The 19,928-nt window shown below is 63.1% G+C and carries 18 protein-coding genes and 2 tRNA genes; 15 read left to right on the top strand and 5 right to left on the bottom strand.

Translation table 11 applies throughout. The features are described from left to right. The first annotated feature begins 2 nt into the window (after positions 1 to 2). Both QUH67_RS18330 and QUH67_RS18325 read left to right on the top strand, forming a co-directional pair. Positions 3 to 749, top strand: a complete 747-nt coding sequence (locus tag QUH67_RS18330) for a tRNA-uridine aminocarboxypropyltransferase (RefSeq protein WP_300940185.1) — start codon at positions 3 to 5, stop codon at positions 747 to 749. Between the two features lie 110 nt (positions 750 to 859). Then, positions 860 to 933, top strand: a tRNA-Cys gene (locus QUH67_RS18325). Positions 934 to 981: 48 nt separating this feature from the next. Here QUH67_RS18325 and QUH67_RS18320 read toward each other — a convergent pair. Then, positions 982 to 1,161, bottom strand: coding sequence for a hypothetical protein (locus QUH67_RS18320; RefSeq protein WP_300940184.1), 180 nt, complete (start codon positions 1,159 to 1,161; stop codon positions 982 to 984). A 253-nt stretch (positions 1,162 to 1,414) separates the two neighbouring features. Here QUH67_RS18320 and QUH67_RS18315 point away from each other — a divergent pair, with 253 nt between their 5' ends. Beyond that, complete coding sequence (locus tag QUH67_RS18315) at positions 1,415 to 1,672, top strand: hypothetical protein (RefSeq protein WP_300940183.1); 258 nt, start codon at positions 1,415 to 1,417, stop codon at positions 1,670 to 1,672. 17 nt (positions 1,673 to 1,689) lie between these two features. On the opposite strand, the gene QUH67_RS18310 is transcribed toward QUH67_RS18315, so the two are convergent. Both QUH67_RS18310 and QUH67_RS18305 read right to left on the bottom strand, forming a co-directional pair. After that, the gene (locus QUH67_RS18310) at positions 1,690 to 2,412 is read right to left on the bottom strand and encodes a choice-of-anchor K domain-containing protein (RefSeq protein ID WP_300940182.1); all 723 of its coding nucleotides are present in this window, start codon (positions 2,410 to 2,412) and stop codon (positions 1,690 to 1,692) included. A gap of 345 nt (positions 2,413 to 2,757) precedes the next feature. Further along, positions 2,758 to 2,832 (bottom strand) — tRNA-Asn (locus QUH67_RS18305). Between the two features lie 397 nt (positions 2,833 to 3,229). Between QUH67_RS18305 and QUH67_RS18300 the strand changes: the two genes are divergently transcribed. From QUH67_RS18300 to QUH67_RS18270, 7 genes are all read left to right on the top strand, one after another. Continuing rightward, positions 3,230 to 3,895 carry a protein-L-isoaspartate O-methyltransferase family protein gene (locus QUH67_RS18300; RefSeq protein WP_300940181.1) on the top strand — a complete coding sequence of 222 codons (666 nt, stop codon included), beginning with the start codon at positions 3,230 to 3,232 and terminating at the stop codon, positions 3,893 to 3,895. A gap of 243 nt (positions 3,896 to 4,138) precedes the next feature. Next, positions 4,139 to 5,542, top strand: a complete 1,404-nt coding sequence (locus tag QUH67_RS18295; RefSeq protein WP_300940180.1) for a TolC family outer membrane protein — start codon at positions 4,139 to 4,141, stop codon at positions 5,540 to 5,542. Positions 5,543 to 5,859: 317 nt separating this feature from the next. Further along, on the top strand, positions 5,860 to 6,570 hold the full coding sequence (locus QUH67_RS18290; protein ID WP_300940179.1) for a PopZ family protein: 711 nt from the start codon (positions 5,860 to 5,862) through the stop codon (positions 6,568 to 6,570). Between the two features lie 281 nt (positions 6,571 to 6,851). Further along, positions 6,852 to 9,716, top strand: coding sequence for a valine--tRNA ligase (locus QUH67_RS18285; protein ID WP_300940178.1), 2,865 nt, complete (start codon positions 6,852 to 6,854; stop codon positions 9,714 to 9,716). A gap of 35 nt (positions 9,717 to 9,751) precedes the next feature. Then, positions 9,752 to 9,937: a VOC family protein gene (locus QUH67_RS18280; protein ID WP_407080333.1), complete on the top strand. Its 186-nt coding sequence runs from the start codon at positions 9,752 to 9,754 to the stop codon at positions 9,935 to 9,937. A 76-nt stretch (positions 9,938 to 10,013) separates the two neighbouring features. Then, positions 10,014 to 11,603 (top strand): ATP-binding protein, encoded by a 1,590-nt coding sequence (locus QUH67_RS18275; protein ID WP_300940177.1) that lies wholly within the window; start codon positions 10,014 to 10,016, stop codon positions 11,601 to 11,603. 206 nt (positions 11,604 to 11,809) lie between these two features. Then, on the top strand, positions 11,810 to 13,402 hold the full coding sequence (locus tag QUH67_RS18270) for an ATP-binding protein (protein ID WP_300940176.1): 1,593 nt from the start codon (positions 11,810 to 11,812) through the stop codon (positions 13,400 to 13,402). Between the two features lie 119 nt (positions 13,403 to 13,521). Here QUH67_RS18270 and QUH67_RS18265 read toward each other — a convergent pair whose 3' ends face one another. After that, positions 13,522 to 14,127 carry a DNA-3-methyladenine glycosylase gene (locus tag QUH67_RS18265; RefSeq protein ID WP_300940175.1) on the bottom strand — a complete coding sequence of 202 codons (606 nt, stop codon included), beginning with the start codon at positions 14,125 to 14,127 and terminating at the stop codon, positions 13,522 to 13,524. 186 nt (positions 14,128 to 14,313) lie between these two features. On the opposite strand from QUH67_RS18265, the gene lipA reads away from it, so the two are divergent. The 3 genes from lipA to QUH67_RS18250 are packed head-to-tail and all read left to right on the top strand — an operon-like array spanning position 14,314 to position 16,304. After that, positions 14,314 to 15,273 (top strand): lipoyl synthase, encoded by a 960-nt coding sequence (gene lipA, locus QUH67_RS18260; RefSeq protein WP_300940174.1) that lies wholly within the window; start codon positions 14,314 to 14,316, stop codon positions 15,271 to 15,273. A 15-nt stretch (positions 15,274 to 15,288) separates the two neighbouring features. Continuing rightward, on the top strand, positions 15,289 to 15,828 hold the full coding sequence (locus QUH67_RS18255; RefSeq protein WP_300940173.1) for a P-loop NTPase family protein: 540 nt from the start codon (positions 15,289 to 15,291) through the stop codon (positions 15,826 to 15,828). Continuing rightward, complete coding sequence (locus tag QUH67_RS18250; RefSeq protein WP_300940172.1) at positions 15,828 to 16,304, top strand: type II toxin-antitoxin system RatA family toxin; 477 nt, start codon at positions 15,828 to 15,830, stop codon at positions 16,302 to 16,304. The genes QUH67_RS18255 and QUH67_RS18250 overlap by 1 nt, the downstream gene beginning before the upstream one ends. Here the strand turns inward: QUH67_RS18250 and QUH67_RS18245 are convergent. Continuing rightward, complete coding sequence (locus QUH67_RS18245; protein ID WP_300940171.1) at positions 16,301 to 17,032, bottom strand: FadR/GntR family transcriptional regulator; 732 nt, start codon at positions 17,030 to 17,032, stop codon at positions 16,301 to 16,303. The two genes, QUH67_RS18250 and QUH67_RS18245, sit on opposite strands and share 4 nt — an antisense overlap. 124 nt (positions 17,033 to 17,156) lie before the next feature. Between QUH67_RS18245 and QUH67_RS18240 the strand changes: the two genes are divergently transcribed. After that, positions 17,157 to 18,173, top strand: a complete 1,017-nt coding sequence (locus tag QUH67_RS18240) for an NAD(P)-dependent oxidoreductase (protein ID WP_320416081.1) — start codon at positions 17,157 to 17,159, stop codon at positions 18,171 to 18,173. Positions 18,174 to 18,251: 78 nt separating this feature from the next. Then, positions 18,252 to 19,925 carry a thiamine pyrophosphate-binding protein gene (locus QUH67_RS18235; protein WP_300940170.1) on the top strand — a complete coding sequence of 558 codons (1,674 nt, stop codon included), beginning with the start codon at positions 18,252 to 18,254 and terminating at the stop codon, positions 19,923 to 19,925. Positions 19,926 to 19,928: the final 3 nt, after the last annotated feature.

Raw genomic sequence — 19,928 nt, 5'->3', positions numbered from 1 at the left:
GGATGTCACAACAAGCCAATCTCAAGTCCGGCGCCGCCGAGGAGGTGGTCCCGGACTGTCCGCATTGCGGCAAGCCGCTCCCGCTGTGCATCTGCGACAGCGTCACGCCGATCAAAAGCAAGATCTCGCTGCTGATCCTGCAGCACCCACAGGAGCAGGACAGGGCTCTCGGCACCGCGCGGCTGACGGCGATGCATTTCAAGGATGCGGTGCTCAAGATCGGACTGTCCTGGCCAAGCCTGTCCAAGGCGCTGGGGCGGAAGGTCGACGATCCCTCGCGCTGGGCGGTGCTGTATCTCGGCTCGGCCAAGGTCGCCGATCTCGATACCGATGCCGAGATCGTTGCGATCAACCGCAAGGGCGAGGTCGAGCCGCACCAGCGTGCCATGCTCTCCGACATCGAAGGCATCGTGCTGCTCGATGGCACCTGGAGCCAGGCCAAGGCGCTATGGTGGCGCAACGCATGGATGCTGAAGTGCCAGCGGGTCGTTTTGGGCCCGAAGCGACCGTCGCGTTACGGCAAGCTCCGCAAGGAGCCGCGCGGCGACGGCCTCTCCACCATCGAGGCCGCAGGCCTGCTGCTGGCCGGCCTCGAAAAGCGGCCGGACATTGCCGAGACGCTCAACGCGAGCTTTGAGCACATGCTGGCGCGGTATCGGGAAGTGCAGGCCGAAATGCCGGAACTCGCGCCGAAGCCGAAAAAGCGGGACTTTCGGCGCCGCAAGGGCGCGCCGCCGCGAACCAAATAGGCGCGAACGCCGCGGAAGTCCGGACCGTCCCGCCTGCCAGCCGGCGGAGGCATCGGATGTGAGCTGCTTTGTTGCCTATCCCGAGCGGGGCGTATAAGAAACGCCGATGGGGCCACGTGGCGGAGTGGTTACGCAACGGTCTGCAAAACCGTGTACACCAGTTCAATTCTGGTCGTGGCCTCCATCCACATAATCAATGGCTTAGGCCGGTGATGCGTGAGTTCGTCCGCACTCAGCAGGCGGCGTACCAGCCCTCGGGAAACGGCACTAGCGGCCAGCGGGCCCCGTTGTCGTTGGCGGCACGCGGCGACGTATAAAGGCGCTGGGTCTGGACCACGAAATCATCCTCCGGGGCTGTGGTAACGGCCGTTTCGACGGCTTCCAGCAGCAAATCGTATTCAACTTCGCTCATCGCGCTCTCCGGGGTTCCAGAGGCGATGGTCTCAGATCGATTTTGTTTCCAGATTGAACGGATCGTTCGAATTTTAAGGATTCGGGCGCCGCAGCAAAGCTGGTTACTAAAGTGTTGAGTTCCCCGCCGGAAGGCTAGCCCCGTACACTTGCGGGGATGTGTGAGAAAAATCACTTTTCGCAAAATTTAGTTCGCGTATCCGCGGATGACGGCTGCCCGTGTCAGGGCGGGCATGGTCCAGGGAGATGCGGCAATGAAGGCAAGGTTTGCGCGACGCGCGGAAGTTCTGTTTCGTTACCGCCGGGCTTCGGCGTTCGGGTTCCTGCTCGTCCTGCTTGCGAGCAACTCGGCGACTGCCCAGCAAGGCACCCCCGAACAGCGCAAGGCCTGCACGCCGGACGTCTATCGGCTCTGTGCGGGGGAGATCCCGAATGTTCGCGCCATCACAGCTTGCCTGCGCCGGCAGAAGGCGAGCCTGAGCCCGAGCTGCGCCGCGGTTTTTCCGCAGTAAGCGGGCCCGGCGTCAGGTCAGGTGGCCGTGAGAGCTTTCGCGCCACGGTCGCGACGATAGAACATGAAGCCGACACCCGCAAAGCCGAGGATCATCATCGCCCATGTCGATGGTTCCGGTACCGGCGGCGCGGCAATCACAGACTTGAAGTCCGCCACGATCTTAAGCGTCGACGTACCACCCTCAGGGTTGGTCCACTTGCTGCCATCGTACCATCCATCGCCATACTCCACGAAGTGAATGTCGGAAACCTCGACGCCGTTGAGGATGAACGGGCCAAGGTTGCTCAGCGTCGACTGGGTGATGCTGAACACGTTGTCGGCGGAGGGGTTGGTCGTTTGACGGATGTTCAGGTTGAACAGCTGAGAATCAAGCGAATCGCTCGGCGAAGTAAAGTGCAGCGAAAACGAGTAATTGACGTTGAAATTCTGGTCGGTGTTGTACGTAGCCAGATTAACCCAAGTGATCTTGCCGATAACAAAATCGTTCTTGTTGGTGGAAATGTCGGTCCCGATAATGTCGGTGATGGTCAGCGTGCTCGGCTTATGGTTTTTCGCCGCGCCTGACATGTTGAGCACGTTGCCGTTGTTGGTAATGGAGCAGCCGGGGCTGCCTCCACTGCAATTGGTAACGTTCGAAAAATTGCCGTCGCCGGTGAAACTGACAAGGGCTGCGCTTGCCGGTGAATGCACCAAGCCGGCGAGTAACCCTGCGGTTAGAATTTTAAATGCGCTGCCCATGATACGCCCCCGCTATTCAACGATCTATTTAATGGAACCCAACCTGACATAATCCGGTCACCCAGGGAACACATTTAAATTCGTAAAATTAAATTTCAATCCTTGAGTTGTGTCCCGAATCGCGTTCACCGGTATGGATAAGGTTGTGGTCTTGCTGACCGCACAAATGAGTTGCGACAGTATTCGCGGAAATGCGGTGAGTACCGGAAACGGGAGCCGTGGGCTGCACCAAAAGCCGAAAAGGGGCGGCATGCTTCTGCGTACGGATCGGACGGTGCCGATCAAGACACTATATGGCGTGTCGGAGGGTACATGCGGGCTGATGGAGGAGACAAGAGCCGTGGCTGGCTCCCCGGGCTGGATTCGAACCAGCGACCATTCGATTAACAGTCGAATGCTCTACCGCTGAGCTACCGAGGAACAGGCGAACAAAGGTTCGCGGCGGGGAGCGTATAACAAAGCCTTTCGGGCTTGCAAAGGACCAAATCGCCAGTTGTGCATTCGGGACACGGTGGTCCGGAAAGCCACTTCGCGACAGGGATTTGCTGGTTTAGTGCGTTCCAGACAACGGCGGCAGGAACCTGGGAGGGCGGAACCCCCGCACATGCCGGGATGGACCGGCCTGCCAGACTTCAAGGAAACCGAATCGATACCCGCGACCGAGGGCTCACCGTGGTCGATCGAGGTACCTTGCACGATTGGCCATCCGTCCGGCAACCGACGCCCGCGTGTTGCGTTTTGCCGGCGCTTGTACCAAAGATGACGCGGTTTCAGCTCCTTCGGCGGCCTTGCTGCCAGCTCTCAGGGTCTTAAAGCTATGTCCGGTTTTGCGACCGCGCGCCAGAAAATGGTCGATGGTCAGGTGCGTCCGAGCGACGTCACAGATATCCGAATTCTCGATGCCATGCTGGCGGTGCCGCGCGAGGCCTTCGTTCCCGAAAACAAGCAGGCCCTAGCCTATCTGGACCTTGATCTCGACGTCAGCGAGGGCGGCGCGGCTAAACGGTTTTTGATCAAGCCGGTCGTGTTGGCGAAGATGCTGCAGGCGGCCGAAATCAAGCAGAGCGACCGCGTTCTGGTGGTCGGCTGCGCGAGCGGATATGCCGCTGCCGTGATCGCCCGATTCGCCACCGAGGTGAGCGCGATCGAGAGCGATTCAGCGCTCGCGTCGAAGGCGCAGGCGATCCTGGCCAATAATGGCTGTGGAAATGTGGCCGTCCGGGCCGCAGCATCGGCCTACGGCGATGCGGCGAGAGGGCCTTACGACGTCATCGTTCTCAACGGCGCGACCGAGGTCGTTCCGGAGCATCTTTATGCGCAATTGCGCAGCGGCGGCCGCTTGGTAGGCGTTTTCGCGACATCGCGGCCGGCGCGGGCCACCATCGTGACGGCTTCGCACGGCGATTTCGGTCACCGCACATTGTTTGATGCTGCAGCCCCCGTGCTGCCCGGCATGGAACTTGTTCCGGCCTTTGTTTTCTAGCGTTTCAGCCGTTTCGGCGCCCAATATTCGCCCTTGGTCGTCGGCTAAATCCTCTTCGAAATCAGAAGTGTGGCCCGATTGCCCCACGTACAGAGTTTCGACGTCGTTTGCTTGCGGGGTGGTTCCGTCCGGCTTACGTGCGGACTAAGGTGAGCCGGGACTCACTTCGACTGAAGCGGCGCCCGGTCCATGGTTTTGCTCGTGATTTTGGGCCGGCGAATAAAAATGAATGGATTACCAGGGATGCGTGGGGTGAAGGTATTCACCGGGGCGGCGGCTTCGGTCCTTCTTGTAGCTTGTATGGGCCCGATGCCCGCCTTGGCCGATACGATCGAGGCCGCGCTGGTGCGCGCCTATCAAAGCAATCCGCAGCTCAATGCACAGCGATCGCAGGTGCGCGTCACCGACGAGAACGTGCCGCAGGCGCTTTCGGGCTACCGCCCGAAGGTTTCGGTGACGGCGAGTGCGGGCTACCAATATAGCGACAGCCTTACCAACACCGGCGACCTCAACGTCGGCAGGGCACCGCCAATCAACGGCGCCAATGCGCCGCGCAGCGTCGGCGCGACCGTCACGCAGACGCTGTTCAACGGCCAGCAGACCGCAAACCGAACCCGAGTAGCCGAAGGGCAGGTTTCGGGCGCGCGCGAAGCCTTGCGCGCACTCGAACAGACCGTCTTGCTCAGTGCCGCCACGACTTACATGGACTATCTGCGCGATTCGGCGATCGTCGAGGTGCAGAAGAGCAACGTCCGCGTCCTCGAGCAGACGCTGAAACAAACGCGCGACCGCTTCAACGTCGGCGAAGTTACCCGCACCGACGTGGCGCAGTCGGAGGCGCAGCTGGCTGCCGGCCGGACGCAGCTGCTGACCGCAGAAGCCAATCTGACGACGACGCGCGGCAACTTCCGCCGCATCATCGGCAACGAGCCGCAAGCGCTCGCGCCGGGCTCGCCGGTCGACCGCTATTTGCCATCGACGCTGCCGGCCGCCGTCGAGCTCGGCCTGACGCAAAATCCGAATGTTACTGCGGCGATGTTCGGCATCGACGTCAGCTACCTCCAGGTCAAGGTGGCCGAAGGCGCGCTGTTGCCCACGGTCACGCTTCAGGCCTCGGTTCAGCAGACCTATGAGCAGAGCCTGGTGCAATACCGCTCGTTCGGCGCGTCCGCCATCACGCAACTTAACGTTCCCATCTATCAGGGTGGCGCCGAATATTCGCTGATCCGCCAGTCCAAGGAAACGGCCGCGCAGCAGCGCCTCATTCTCGACCAGACCCGCGACCAGGCCCGCGCCAACGTGGTCACGGCATGGGGGCAGCTCGTCGCCGGCAAGGCGCAGGTTCAGTCCGCCCAGGCGCAGGTGCAGGCGTCGGAAATCGCGCTGAACGGCGTTCGCGAGGAAGCCAAGGCCGGACAGCGCACCACGCTCGACGTACTCAACGCGCAACAGGCGCTGGTCAATGCCCGCGTGGCGCTCGTCACCGCGCAGCATGATCGCGTGGTGGCGTCATACTCCGTGCTGGACAAGGTCGGAAGGCTGTCGCCGCAGGTCCTCAACCTGCCGACCACGGTCTACGATCCGAGCGTGCACTACCATCAGGTGCGCGACAGCTGGGCCGGCGTTCGTACGCCGGACGGCCGCTGATATCAGCGCTGTTCCCGCATGGGCGGGACGAATATCATCGCCCGGCGCCGGTTGTGCCGGGCGCGTTGCTTGCAATCAATTGTGGCCATGACGTACCGTTTCCTGGGCGAGCTGAGCGATTCGTGGTCCGCGTCCTTGCATTTCATGGACGTGGGCTGGAGTCGCCTTGAGGGGAGCAAGACCCGCGCGCGATGCTGCGGGCGGGCTTTGATCTGGGGACAAGTAGGGCTTGTGCGATGAAAATCCCGGCCTTCACATCCGGAACCGGCAATTCCTCCGTGGCTTTGGTATAAAATGGTTTCGATGTGGAGTCGGAGATGACGCAACCTGCAAAGGTCCAAGAGCCCTCGATGGAGGAGATTCTGGCGTCGATCCGTCGCATCATAGCCGACGACGAGGCGAAGCCTGCCGCTGCCGAAAAGCCGGCAGGCCCGGCGGCAGCCCCAAAGCCAGTGATGAAGGATATTCCGCCATCGGCGATTGCGCCGGCTCCGAAGCCGGCCCCCGCGCCGAAGCCGGCTCCGCCACCGCCTGCAGCTGCGCCGGCACCCGTCAGCAACAATCAGGACGACATCGACGCCATGCTGGCGAGCCTCGATGCCGCGACGCCCGAGGCCGAGATCAGGCCGGCGCCGCCCGAACCCGAGCCCGAGCCGGACGTATTCGAACTCACCGACGAAATGGCGGTGCCGGCGCCGCCACCACCACCTCCCGCAAGCTTCAACAAGGTCGAGCCCCCGGACGACATCGAATTCACCGAAGCCAGAGCATCTCGCCGTCCACCGGAGCCGCCCTTCGAGAGCGCACCGGCACGACCCATTCTATCGCATTCGACTGTCTCCGCCGTGGAATCTGCTTTCAACTCGCTGGCCAATACCGTCCTGAGCAACAATGCGCGGACGCTGGAAGATCTGGTCAAGGAAATGCTGCGGCCGATGCTGAAATCCTGGCTCGACGACAATTTGCCGGGTCTGGTAGAGCGGATCGTCAAGGCAGAAATCGAGCGGGTCTCGCGCGGCGGCCGTTGAGGCCAAGGCCGGGTTCCGGGGCGGATTCGAGTCGGCAAGAATCTGGTTGCCGGCGATGGGCTGCCAACCCGGTTGTCGCTTTAAGCCGGCGTCGCCGCGGCTCTCCGCTACGCCGACGCAGCTGTCCGGTTGACTTGAGACGCCGTGGCGGCTTTCTAGGCGCACAGCCCGGCACCGATGCCTCCAGACCGGGCGCTACCACGTTGATTTGACTTGCATTCCTTGAGCGGCCCGGCAACGGGATCGGCTTGAGGGCTCCCCATCATTCCGGTTGCAGTGCCATGATCGAGAAAAACTACCAGCCCGCCGATATCGAAAGCCGCATGTCCGCCATCTGGGAGGAGAGCGGCGCGTTCGAGGCCGGCCGCCCGGAACGCAAGGAAGCCGCGCCGTTCACCATCGTGATCCCGCCGCCGAACGTGACGGGCTCGCTCCACATGGGCCACGCGCTCAACAACACGCTGCAGGATATCCTCTGCCGGTTCGAGCGGATGCGCGGCCGCGACGTGCTGTGGCAGCCCGGCACAGACCATGCCGGCATCGCGACCCAGATGGTGGTCGAACGGCAGTTGATGGAGCGGCAGGAGCATCGGCGCGACCTCGGCCGCACCAAATTCCTCGAACGCGTCTGGCAATGGAAGGCAGAGAGCGGCGGCACCATCGTCAACCAGTTGAAGCGGCTTGGCGCTTCCTGCGACTGGTCACGCGAGCGCTTCACGATGGACGAAGGCCTGTCACGCGCCGTCGTGAAGGTGTTCGTCCAGCTGCAACGCGAAGGCCTGATCTACAAGGACAAGCGACTGGTCAACTGGGACCCGAAGCTGATGACCGCGATCTCGGACCTCGAGGTGCTGCAGGTCGAGGTCAAGGGCAGCCTGTGGTATCTGCGCTATCCGATCGAGGGCAATACCTTCAACCCCGACGATCCCTCGACCTTTGTCGTCGTGGCGACCACGCGGCCCGAGACGATGCTGGGCGATACCGCCGTTGCGATTCATCCGGACAACGAGCGGATCGGGCATCTGATCGGCCAGCACGTCATCCTGCCGCTGGTCGGCCGCCGCATCCCGATCGTGGGCGACGACTACGCCGATCCCGAAAAAGGATCCGGTGCGGTCAAGATCACGCCGGCGCACGACTTCAACGATTTCGAGGTCGGCAAGCGGCACAACTTGCCCCAGATCAACGTGTTCGATCGCGAAGGTTGCCTGGCGCTCAACGAGAACGAGGACTATCTGCGCGGGTTGCCCGAAGGCGCGCTGATGCTGGCGGAAGAACTGCAAGGCGTCGAGCGCTTCGCGGCGCGCAAGACGATCGTAGCGCGGCTGGAAGATTTTGGCTTCCTCGAGAAGATCGAACCGAACACGCACATGGTGCCGCATGGCGACCGTTCCAACGTCGTCATCGAGCCATATCTGACCGACCAGTGGTATGTCGACGCCAAGACCATGGCGCAGCCGGCGATCGCGGCCGTGCGCTCGGGTGCGACGACTTTCGTGCCGAAGAACTGGGAAAAGACTTATTTCGAGTGGATGGAGAACATTCAGCCCTGGTGCATTTCGCGCCAGCTCTGGTGGGGCCACCAAATTCCCGCGTGGTATGGCCCCGACGGCAAGGTGTTCGTCGCAGAAACCGAAGAGGAGGCCGTCGGCAACGCGCTCGGCTATTACGTCGAGCAGGAAGTCATCACGGAAGAGCAGGGGCGCGAGATGGCGCTGGACCCCGCCAAACGCGAAGGCTTCATCACGCGCGATGAGGACGTGCTCGACACGTGGTTCTCCTCGGGACTGTGGCCGTTCTCGACGCTCGGCTGGCCCGACGAAACGCCGGAAGTGAAGCGCTACTATCCGACTAACGTCCTCGTCACCGGCTGGGACATCATCTTCTTCTGGGTCGCCCGCATGATGATGATGGGCATCCACTTCATGAAGGATGCGCCGTTCTCGACCGTCTACATCCACCGCCTGGTGCGCGACGAGAAGGGCGCCAAGATGTCGAAGTCGAAAGGCAACGTCATCGATCCCCTTGGCGTGATCGACGAATACGGCGCGGATGCGTTGCGTTTTGCGCTGGCGCGTGGCGCGGCGCACAGCCACGACATCAAGCTGTCGTCGCAACTGGTCGAAACCAACCGCAATTTCGCGACCAAGCTGTGGAACGCGTGTCGCTTCGCCGAGATGAACGGCTGCGAGAAGCCGGACGGATTCGATCCGACGGCAGCAAAGGAAACCCTGAACCGGTGGATCGCGCATGAGACGTCGCGCGCCACGCGCGAGGTCTCGGAGGCAATCGAATCCTATCGCTTCAACGATGCGGCCAATGCAATCTACCGCTTCGTCTGGAACGTCTATTGCGACTGGTATGTCGAACTCGCCAAACCCGTACTGATGGGCGAGGAGGGCGCAGCCAAGGCCGAAACCCGCGCCATGACTGCCTGGGCCCGCGACGAGATCCTCAAACTGCTGCATCCCTTCATGCCCTTCATCACCGAGGAACTGTGGGCGGTGACGGCCAGGCGCGACGGCCTGCTGGTGCTGGCGGAGTGGCCGCGCAAGGCCAGCACGGTGACGGCTGAGCAAATCGCTGCCATGGCGCTGGCAGGCCCCGGCGAGCCGCTGATCGCGCCGGTCATGGCCGCGCTCGACGCCGACGATTTCAGCGATCCTGAGGCCGAGGCCGAAATCGGCTGGGTGGTCGATCTTGTCACCGCCATCCGATCGGTGCGCTCGGAAATGAACATCTCGCCGGCCACCTTGATCCCGCTGGTTCTGTCGGGCGCGTCCACCGAAACGCAGGCGCGGGCCCAGCTCTGGAGCGATACCGTGAAACGACTGGCGCGACTGGCGGATATTTCATTCGCAGACCGTCCGCCGGAAGGCGCGGTGCAGTTGCTCGTCCGCGGCGAGGTCGTGGCGCTGCCGCTCAAGGGTGTCATCGACCTCTCGGCCGAAAAGGCCCGGCTCGACAAGGAGATCGTCAAGGCGGAGGCCGATATCAAGCGTGTCGACGCCAAGCTCGGCAACGAGAAGTTCGTCGCCAACGCGCCGGAAGAGATCGTCGAGGAAGAAAAGGAAAAGCGCGAGGCGGCAGTCGAGCGGAAGGCAAAGCTGCAGGAAGCGCTGGAGCGGCTGAAGCTGGCTTCGTAATAGAGGCGCCGAACTAGCCCCCTGCATACGCCATCATGCAGGCGCTCGATAAGGCCGCGTCACGCAGCAAGGTCGATGCGTTCTGGCGCGCGGGTCTGGCCGCCGGCGGCACCGGCGACGGGCCATCCGGCCTGCGCCACGACCACGCCGCCTATTATGGCGCTTTCCTGCGCGACCCCGACGGCAACAAGGTCGAGGCGGTCTGCCACCGGGGGGCGTGAAACGGTTCCCCACTTATCCGGATCATGCTCTAAGTATCGACAATATTCCCTCAGCCCGGGACAGGATATTCTGGACATGTCGACGCTTACCCCGCATGGCGCCTGCTTGCTGTGGAGGCCGGAATTGATCTGGCTGAATGCCGTTTCCGACGGTCTGCTCGCCATCGCATTCTTTGCTACCGCGTTCGTCCTCGGGTATTTCTTGTGGCGGCGCCGCGATCTGACATTCCGTGCGGTGTTCGGCGCATTCGGCGTCTTTGTTGCGGTCTGCGGAGTGACACGGCTGCTGTCGATCCTCACCCTATGGGTGCCGGCCCACGACATTGAAGCCATCACCAAAGGTATCCTGGCGCTGATATCGCTTGGGATCACCGCAGGGCTTCTGCTGTCGCTGCCGCGGATCCTGACGGCGCCGTCACGCAAGCAACTTGCGTACGCCAATGCGGCGCTCGAGGAGGAAATCGAACACCGGCGCAAGGCCGAGGCGATGGTTCGTCGTTTTCAGGCGGTCGAGGCCAACGAGGCCCAGGTCCGGCAGGCGCAGAAGATGGAGGCCATCGGCCAGCTCACCGGCGGTGTGGCGCACGACTTCAACAACATTCTGACCGTCATCACCGGGACCATCGAAATCCTTGCCGACGCGGTCAAGGACCGGCCGAACCTCGCCCAGATCACGGACATGATCAGCGCCGCCGCGGCGCGGGGGGCCGATTTGACGCGGCATCTTTTGGCCTTCTCGCGTCGGCAACCGCTGCAGCCGCGCAACACCGACGTCAATGCCCTGGTGATCGATTCCGCGCGGTTGCTGCGGCCGACGCTCGGCGAACAGATCGAAATCGAATCGATGCTGGCGCACGATTCCTCGCCGGCGCTGATCGATCCCAGCCAGCTCTCGACCGCGATCCTCAACCTTGCTTTGAACGCGCGGGACGCCATGCCTGACGGCGGCAAGCTGACGCTGGAAACCAGGAACGTCGTGCTCGACGAGAGCTATCCCAGTATGACCAGCGAGATCAAGCCGGGCAACTACGTCATGGTCGCCGTCAGCGACACCGGCGAAGGAATCCCGGGCAGCGTGCTCGACAAGGTGTTCGAACCGTTCTTCACCACCAAGGACGTCGGCAAGGGATCGGGGCTGGGCCTCAGCATGGTCTACGGCTTCGTCAAGCAGTCGAACGGCCACATCAATATCTACAGCGAGGAAGGCCACGGCACCACCGTGAAGCTCTATCTGCCGGCCGCGCCAGGCGTGCCGGAGGCGCAGGCCGCCGAGGCCGGCGTCTCGGGGACCGAACACGGCGACGAGTCCATCCTGATCGTCGAGGACGACGCGCTGGTCCGCGAATACGTCATGACGCAGATCGGCCGCTTCGGATACCGCACCTTGGCCGCCGGCAATGCCGCCGAGGCGCTGGCGATCATTGACGGCCCCGAACACGTCGATCTGCTGTTCACCGACGTGATCATGCCCGGCGGAATGAACGGCCGGCAGCTTGCGACCGAGGCACTGAAGCGGCGTCCGGACCTCAAGGTGCTCTATACGTCCGGTTATACCGAGAACGCCATCGTGCATCATGGCCGGCTCGACGCTGGCGTGCTGCTGCTGCCGAAACCTTACCTCAGCTCCGATCTGGCGCGGATGATCAGGACCGCGCTGGCATCGTGAAGTCTCCCTGGCGAGCATTCTCGCGGCTACGGCGCATCGCGGCGGCAGTGCATTCATCACCCGGTGGTGAAATGGACTGCCGCCGTAATCCCTGACCGCAACGGTCGAGGCGGTGTGTCACCAGGGCAGTGGACCGGTTTCACTTTCCCGGATCATGCCCTAAGTATCGAAAGACCAGCCTCAACCCGGGACAGGATATTCTGGACATGTCGATGCTCACCCCGCATGGCGCGTGCCTGCTGTGGAAACCGGAATTGATCTGGGTGAACGCCGTTTCCGACGCTTTGCTGGCCATCGCCTTTTTTGTCACCGCGTTCGTTCTCGGTTTCTACGTGTGGCGTCGCCGCAGCGATGTCATGTTCCGCGGCGTGTTCTGGACGTTCGCCGTGTTCGCCGCGTTCTGCGGGCTGGCCCGACTGCTATCGGTCCTCACCTTGTGGGTCCCGGCCTACGACATCGAGAGCCTCGTCAAGGGCTTCCTGGCGTTGGTATCGCTTGGCGTCACGGCGACATTGCTCCTGATGCTGCCGCGTATCCTGGTGCTGCCGACCCGCATCCAATTGGCGCACGCCAAGGCGGCGCTCGAGGAGGAAATGGAACACCGGCGCAAGGCCGAAGCGATGGTCCGGCGTTTCCAGGAGATCGAGGCCAACGAGGCCCAGGTCCGGCAGGCGCAGAAGATGGAGGCGATCGGCCAGCTCACCGGCGGCGTGGCGCACGACTTCAACAACATTCTGACCGTCATCACCGGGACCATCGAAATCCTCGCCGACGCGGTCAAGGACCGGCCGAACCTCGCCCAGATCACCGACATGATCAGCGCTGCGGCGGCGAGGGGCGCAGATCTGACGCGACATCTGCTGGCCTTCTCGCGTCGGCAACCGCTGCAGCCACGCAATACCGACGTCAATGCCCTGGTCATTGATTCCGCGCGGTTGCTGCGGCCGACGCTTGGCGAGCAGATCGAAATCGAGTCGATGCTGGCGCACGATTCCTCGCCGGCACTGATCGATCCCAGCCAGCTTTCGACCGCGATCCTCAACCTTGCGCTCAACGCGCGCGACGCCATGCCGAATGGCGGCAAACTGACGCTCGAAACCAAGAATGTGGTGCTCGACGAGAGCTATCCGAGCATGACCAGCGAGATCAAGCCGGGAAACTACGTCATGGTCGCAGTGAGCGATACCGGCGCAGGAATTCCCGGCAGCCTGCTCGACAAGGTGTTCGAACCGTTCTTCACCACCAAGGACGTCGGAAAGGGATCGGGGCTGGGCCTCAGCATGGTCTACGGCTTCGTCAAGCAGTCGAACGGCCACATCAATATCTACAGCGAGGAGGGGCACGGCACCACGGTTAAGCTTTATCTGCCGGCGGTGGCGGGGCTGCCGGAGGTGTTGTCCGCCGAAGCTGGCGCGGCGGAGCCGGTGCACGGCGACGAGTCGATCCTGATCGTCGAGGACGACGCGCTGGTCCGCGAGTACGTGATGACACAGATCGGCCGCTTCGGTTACCACACCTTGGCCGCCGGCAATGCCGCCGAGGCGCTCGCGATCATCGACGGTCCCGAACACGTCGATCTGCTGTTCACGGACGTGATCATGCCCGGCAGACTGAACGGCCGGCAGCTCGCGACGGAGGCGCAGAAGCGGCGTCCGGACCTCAAGGTGCTCTATACGTCCGGTTATACCGAGAACGCCATCGTGCATCATGGCCGGCTCGACGCCGGCGTGCTGCTGCTGCCGAAACCTTACCTCAGTTCCGATCTGGCGCGGATGATCCGAACCGCGCTGACGTCGTGAAGTGGAGGAATTCCGCGACGCAAACGGCTGGCAGTTCGACCTTTGCCAGGAAGGCGCTCTCTGATTTGTACATCGCGCGGCACCTGATGACGGCTATCGACGTTGACAGGACCTGCCCCTCAAAAAGGCTTGCTCAGGAACTTCGAACCCTTCAAGCCATAGCGCCACGGCAGATCGACCGCCTTAGTTATCCCGATCCGTACGCCGGCAACGATCTCGGGTTTCTCGCGCCGCGCATGCAGCGCGAAGGGCGGCCGATTGAGCGGCAATTCGTTGTGCATGATGGTGATGCCGAGGGCCTGGCAGAGCTTGCCCGGTCCGGAGCACAGCGCGCGCTCTTCCGGCACGCCGCGGCGGCGGCGCATCGCGGGCAGGCCGTGGGTCGGCTGCAGCGCGCGGATCAGCACCGCGCTGGCCGAGCCTGCCGCCTCGCAAACGAAATTCACGCACCAGTGGATGCCGTAGGAGCGGTAGACATAGGCAAAGCCGGGCGGGCCAAACATCACGAGGTTGCGCGGCGTCGGTCCATTGAAGGAGTGCGCCGCCGGGTCGGTGTGATGGTAGGCCTCGACCTCGGTGATGATGCCGCCGACGCCGTCGACCAGGAGCGTCGCGCCGATCAAATCGGGCGCCACCTCGTGCACGCTGCGCCCGAAAAACGAGCGTTTCAGCGGCTTGCCGGGGTTGATGGCGGCGGCATCGGCCGACTTGGGATTTTGAGCCATTTTGAGGTGGGAATCAGGGTGGAACGGGCGAAAAGCGCCAGTATGTTGCACGTTTCTGCTAGCCTCAGCGAGTCTGCCCCAATCCGATGGCGGCATTCCGCAACCCCGTTGCGGTATTCTGCAACGTGGGTTGCGGCCGCGGGCGGCACCGATTAGCTAATGTTTCTCGCCATATCCGGACTTAACATGGTCGTCCTCGTCGATACCGTCTCCACTACCCAGGTGCGCCCGCGTCACCCCGAAAAGGTGAACCGGCCCGACGCGCCGTCGCCGCCGAAACCGGACTGGATCCGGGTGCGCGCGCCGAACACCCGTGGCTATGCCGACACGCGAAGAATCGTCAAGGAGAACGGCCTCGTCACGGTGTGCGAGGAGGCCGGCTGCCCGAACATCGGCGAGTGCTGGGACAAGAAGCACGCCACCTTCATGATCATGGGCGACACCTGCACCCGGGCCTGCGCGTTCTGCAACGTCAAGACCGGCATGCCCGGCGCACTCGACGCCGGCGAGCCGGAGCATGTCGCGGAGGCGACGTTCAAGCTCGGGTTGACCCATGTCGTGGTGACCTCGGTCGACCGCGACGATCTTGCCGACGGCGGGGCGGAGCATTTCGCGCAAACGATCCGCGCCATCCGGGCGCGCTGCCCGACCACGACCATCGAGATCCTCACGCCCGACTTCCTGCGCAAGGAAGGCGCGCTTGAAATGGTCGCGGCGGCCAAACCCGACGTATTCAACCATAATCTGGAGACCGTGCCGTCGCGTTATCTTTCGGTACGCCCCGGCGCGCGCTACTTTCACTCGATCCGGCTGCTGCAGCGGGTCAAGGAGATCGATCCGACCATCTTCACCAAATCGGGCATCATGGTCGGCCTCGGCGAGGAGCGCCACGAGGTGCTGCAGGTGATGGACGATCTGCGTTCGGCGGAGGTCGATTTCCTCACCATCGGGCAGTATCTGCAGCCGACGCGCAAGCATCACGCCGTGATGCGCTACGTCACTCCCGAAGAATTCGCAGGCTATGAGAAGGTCGCCTACACCAAGGGTTTTCTGATGGTGTCAGCGAGCCCGTTGACGCGCTCGTCGCATCACGCCGGCGAGGATTTTGCCAGGCTGCAAGCCGCGCGCCTGGCACGGGCACGCTAGCCTCGGATCAAACCAATGCAACGGGTTCTCGTCATGGGATCGTCGGGGTCCGGCAAGTCGACATTTGCGCGACGCTTGTCGGAGATGACTGGCATCCCCTTTGTTTCGCTGGATGCGCTGTATTGGAAGCCCGGCTGGGTTGCGTCAGACAGCGCCGAGTTCGGGCAGCGCGTCGCGGAAGTCGCGCGCCAGCCGCGGTGGGTCATGGACGGCAACTACACCCGCTATGGGGCCGGCGAACTGCGCCGACAGTCCAGCGACACCGTGATTTGGTTCGATCTGCCGCGCCGCCGTTGCATGCTCGGGATCATGAGACGGATCGTCGGCAGCTATGGGCGGGTTCGTCCGGAAATGGCGGAAGGCTGTCCTGAGCGATTCGATCTCGAATTTTTCCGCTACGTCTGGACTTACCGCCGGCAACAGCGGCCAAAGCTGCTGAAGTATTTTCAGGGCCTGCGTACCGATCAGGCGCTGGTCTGCTTCACCGAGCGGACGCAGGCGAACGACTATCTGAAGCAGATCGCGCTCAAACAGAATCAGGCGAGTGCGCACTGATGCCGCGCTTTTCCAGCAAGCGCCGGGTTCAACACACCGCGTCGCAGATGTTCGATCTGGTCGCCGACGTCGAGCGCTATCCGGAATTCGTGCCGCTGTGCCAGTCGCTCAAAATACGCCAGCGCACGCCGAAGGATGACGGCACCGAGGTCGTCGTCGCCGACATGACCGTGTCGTTCAAGTTGGTGCGAGAAACCTTCACCAGCCGGGTGACGCTGGATCGGCCGAACCTGAAGATCATGGTCGAATATCTGAAAGGCCCGTTCAGCAATTTGGAAAATCGCTGGACGTTCGAGCCGCGCTCCGAGGCCGGCTGCGACGTCGGCTTCTTCCTGTCCTACGAATTCAAGAGCCGTATGCTGGCGATGCTGATGGGCACGATGTTCGACACCGCATTTCAGCGCTTCGCCGCCGCGTTCGAAAAACGGGCGGACACGGTCTACGGGAAGGGCGGGGCGGTTAGATCGCCATCCTAGAGATCGACGAAGTCGGCGCGGTCGGCCAGCCGCTGCGCGGCGTTGTCGTAGTGCTTGCGGGCTCTGTCCCTCGCCGCGATCGGGTCGCCGCGCTTGATGGCTTCGACGAGCTGGACCTGTTCCTCGATCGCGGCAGCGGCGAGTTCCGTCGCCTTGGTATTCTTGACGGCGACCGACCGCAGTTTTTCGGCGATCTGGCTGTCGATCATCACGATGAAATTGAGGGCGTGTTCGTTGTCGGCAACTTTGGCGATGGCGAGGATCAACTGGCGCTCGGCTTCGAAGTGGCGCTCGGCGCCGTGAACGCCGTCACTGATCGCGTCGCGCATCTCCTTGAGAATAGACTCCATGCGGACGATGTCGCGGTTGGATCGCGCCTGCGCCGCGTCTGCCGCGACCTCGATGACCACGCCGTTCCGCAAACGCAACAGCTTCAGTAGTTCCTTGCGCTTCTTGAAGCACTCGGGACTGATACGAAATGCCGTCCGCTCCTGCGGCTGGGAGATGAAGGCGCCGACCCCGACACGGCTCTGCACGATGCCGTCATACTTGAGCTGCGAGATCGCTTCACGCACCACCGTTCGCGCGACCCCGAATTCGGTCGCCAGCGCCTGTTCGGACGGCAGGCGATCACCGGGCTGAAGCTCGCCGGCGTGCAGGGCGCCGGTCAGGCTCGCGACGATTTCCTGTGGCAATGAAGGGGTGCGCGCGAGGGATTTGAACTTCACCTGATTGGTCCTGTCCTGTTGGCGGCGTCGCCCTCAACCCGCCGTTGCGATTTACGCGAGCTAACAGGCATATCGAAACAAGCCGTGCCGCGCAAACTGCATCATCGCGGTTGTCAGACAGCCTGTGAGCGTGCTAGCCGGGCGGCAAAACGACCGCAGCGCAACAGAATGGCCGAGTGGGAGGAAGCCCGCTAGCACAGATCGGGAGGCCCAAATGACGACATCCGAACGCGTTGGCTTTATCGGCCTTGGCGGCATGGGGCGCGGGCTGGTGAAGAATCTCGTCGCCAAGGGCGTGGCCGTTACCGCCTATGATCTCAATCCGGTCGCCGTCGCCGCCGCCACATCGTTTGGCGCGACCGCCGCCAGCGGCATACAGGAGATCCGCGAGAATTGCCGCATCATCATGATTTGCGTCAATGAGGCGGAGGACGTCGAGGCGCTGATGATCGCGCGCGATGGGCTGCTGGCCGGTCCTCTGCCGGGATTCATCATCGTCGACCACACCACTGGCAGCCCGCAGATGGTGGCGAAGCTGGATCGCATGGTGCGGGAGGCGGGCGGGCGCTATGCCGAAGCGCCGATGACGCGGACCCCGAAACATGCCGATATCGGCAAGGTCAATGTGCTGTTTGGCGGCGAGGCCGACTTGCTCGACGACCTCAGGCCCTATTTCGAGCTGTATGCGGAAAACATCTTCCACATCGGTCCGCTCGGGCACGCCATCCGGCTCAAACTCATCCACAATTATATCGCCTTCGCCAATGTGGCGGCGTGGTGCGAGGGCTTTGCGCTTGCCGCCAAGGACGGGCTCGATCTCTCGCAGCTGATCGCCATCATCTCCGCCGCCGGCGGCAAGAGCGGCATGCTCGATCTCTACGGTCAATCCACCCTCGACGGCGATTTTACGCCGCTGATGTCGCTGGCGAACGCCCGCAAGGACGTGCGCTACTACGCGCGCTGGCTGGAGGAGGCGGGTCTGCCCGGGTTCATGGCGGAGGCCGTGCACCAGACCTACCGCCAGGCCGCGTTGCTCGGGCACGACGGCGAGTCCTGCACCGCCGTCATCAAGGCCTACGAAGCCGTCACCGGCGTGGCGGCGCGGGTTACGCCGAAAGACCCGCAGCCCGCGAGGAAATGAATTGATAGCGCCGGAAAACCGGTTGCTGGCACCGGCGGCATTCTCTAAGCCGGGTCCAAATCGCGAAAGGACGAGGCAATGGACGGAAATCTTCGAACCGGTGGCCATATTCTGATCGAGCAACTTGCGCTGCACAATGCCGACACCGTGTTCGGCGTGCCCGGCGAAAGCTATCTGGCTGCGCTCGACGGCATGTACCAGAGCCAACGCGTGCGGTTCATCAACGCCCGGCACGAGGGCGGAGCCGCCATGATGGCGGACGCCTATGGCAAGCTGACCGGCCGTCCCGGCATCGCCTTCGCCACCCGCGGCCCCGGCGCCACCAATGCCTCGGCCGGCGTTCACGTCGCATTCCAGGATTCAACGCCGATGATCCTGCTGCTGGGGCAGGTCGGGCGCGACATGATGGAGCGCGAGGCGTTTCAGGAAATTGACTATCGGCAAATGTTCGGGCCGATGACGAAATGGGTCGCGCAGATCGACGATGCGCGGCGGATTCCGGAATTCATCTCGCGCGCCTTCTTCACCGCGACCTCGGGCCGTCCCGGCCCCGTCGTGCTGGCGCTGCCGGAGGACATGCTGACCGACACCGCCGAGGTGCCGGATGCGCCGCCCTATACGCCGCTTCCGATCGCGCCCGATGAAGGCGCGCTACGGAAATTTCATGCGCTGCTGTCGGAAGCGAAGAAGCCGTTTCTGATCATCGGCGGCGGCGGATGGAGCGACCAGGCGCGCCGCGATCTCGAGGCATTTGCGGCGGCGCATGAAGTGCCAGTCGGCGTCTCGTTTCGCTGTCAGGATTATTTCGACAATCTGCATCCCTGCTATGGCGGACATATCGGTATCGGGCTCGATGCCAAGATCGCCGAGCGGATCCGCACCAGCGACATGGTGATCGCGCTCGGCGCGCGGCTGGGCGAGGCGACCACAGGCGGCTACACGCTGTTCGATATTCCAAAACCGAAACAGCCGCTGGTTCACGCCTATCCCGATCCCGAAGAGATCGGCCGGGTCTATTCGCCGACGCTCGGTGTGGTCGCGAGCAGCGCGGCCTTTGCGGCGGCGATCAAGCGTCTGGAGCCGAAGCATCAATCGCGCGCCGACCATGTCAAGGCGGCGCATGCCGACTATCTGGCATTTGCCGAACCGACGCGCTCGCCGGGCGACGTCCAGCTTTCGCAGATCGTTCGGGGCTTGAGCGACCGCTTGCCCCATGACACCATCATCTGCAACGGTGCCGGCAATTATGCCGTCTGGGTGCACCGGTTCTGGCGCTATCGGCAGTACCGCACCGAACTGGCGCCGACCTCGGGTTCGATGGGCTACGGCCTGCCGGCGGCGGTCGCCGCCAAGCTGCAGCATCCGGAACGCACCGTCATCTGTTTTGCCGGCGACGGCTGTTTCCAGATGACGGGGCTGGAGTTCATGACCGCGGTCGAAAACCGGCTGCCGCTGATCGTGATCGTCTGCAACAACGGCATGTACGGCACGATCCGGATGCACCAGGAACGCGAATATCCCGGCCGGGTGTCCGGCACCGATCTCGCCAACCCAGACTTCGCCGCGCTGGCGCGCGCCTGCGGCGGTTTTGGTGCCCATGTCGAGCGGACCGAGGATTTTGCCAAGGCGTTCGACGAAGCCGTGGCCAGCGGACTTCCCGCCATCATCGAGCTTGCGATCAGCCCGGAAGCGTTGACGCCGGCTGCGTCGCTCAGCGAAACCCGCGCCAAGGCGCTGGCGGCGCAAAAGTGACCA

It is taken from the genome of Bradyrhizobium roseum (assembly GCF_030413175.1).
GTDB lineage: Bacteria > Pseudomonadota > Alphaproteobacteria > Rhizobiales > Xanthobacteraceae > Bradyrhizobium > Bradyrhizobium roseum.
This window is presented reverse-complemented; position numbering and strand designations above follow the sequence as displayed.

Excerpts from the sequence above, each read along its gene's own strand:
- QUH67_RS18255 (WP_300940173.1), top strand. The coding sequence starts at position 15,289 with ATGCAACGGGTTCTCGTCATGGGATCGTCGGGGTCCGGCAAGTCGACA.
- QUH67_RS18250 (WP_300940172.1), top strand. The coding sequence starts at position 15,828 with ATGCCGCGCTTTTCCAGCAAGCGCCGGGTTCAACACACCGCGTCGCAG.
- QUH67_RS18270 (WP_300940176.1), top strand. The coding sequence starts at position 11,810 with ATGTCGATGCTCACCCCGCATGGCGCGTGCCTGCTGTGGAAACCGGAA.
- QUH67_RS18290 (WP_300940179.1), top strand. The coding sequence starts at position 5,860 with ATGACGCAACCTGCAAAGGTCCAAGAGCCCTCGATGGAGGAGATTCTG.
- QUH67_RS18285 (WP_300940178.1), top strand. The coding sequence starts at position 6,852 with ATGATCGAGAAAAACTACCAGCCCGCCGATATCGAAAGCCGCATGTCC.
- QUH67_RS18265 (WP_300940175.1), bottom strand. The coding sequence starts at position 14,127 with ATGGCTCAAAATCCCAAGTCGGCCGATGCCGCCGCCATCAACCCCGGC.
- QUH67_RS18275 (WP_300940177.1), top strand. The coding sequence starts at position 10,014 with ATGTCGACGCTTACCCCGCATGGCGCCTGCTTGCTGTGGAGGCCGGAA.
- QUH67_RS18280 (WP_407080333.1), top strand. The coding sequence starts at position 9,752 with ATGCAGGCGCTCGATAAGGCCGCGTCACGCAGCAAGGTCGATGCGTTC.
- QUH67_RS18300 (WP_300940181.1), top strand. The coding sequence starts at position 3,230 with ATGTCCGGTTTTGCGACCGCGCGCCAGAAAATGGTCGATGGTCAGGTG.
- QUH67_RS18330 (WP_300940185.1), top strand. The coding sequence starts at position 3 with ATGTCACAACAAGCCAATCTCAAGTCCGGCGCCGCCGAGGAGGTGGTC.
- QUH67_RS18295 (WP_300940180.1), top strand. The coding sequence starts at position 4,139 with ATGCGTGGGGTGAAGGTATTCACCGGGGCGGCGGCTTCGGTCCTTCTT.
- QUH67_RS18320 (WP_300940184.1), bottom strand. The coding sequence starts at position 1,161 with ATGAGCGAAGTTGAATACGATTTGCTGCTGGAAGCCGTCGAAACGGCC.
- lipA (WP_300940174.1), top strand. The coding sequence starts at position 14,314 with ATGGTCGTCCTCGTCGATACCGTCTCCACTACCCAGGTGCGCCCGCGT.
- QUH67_RS18315 (WP_300940183.1), top strand. The coding sequence starts at position 1,415 with ATGAAGGCAAGGTTTGCGCGACGCGCGGAAGTTCTGTTTCGTTACCGC.
- QUH67_RS18235 (WP_300940170.1), top strand. The coding sequence starts at position 18,252 with ATGGACGGAAATCTTCGAACCGGTGGCCATATTCTGATCGAGCAACTT.
- QUH67_RS18310 (WP_300940182.1), bottom strand. The coding sequence starts at position 2,412 with ATGGGCAGCGCATTTAAAATTCTAACCGCAGGGTTACTCGCCGGCTTG.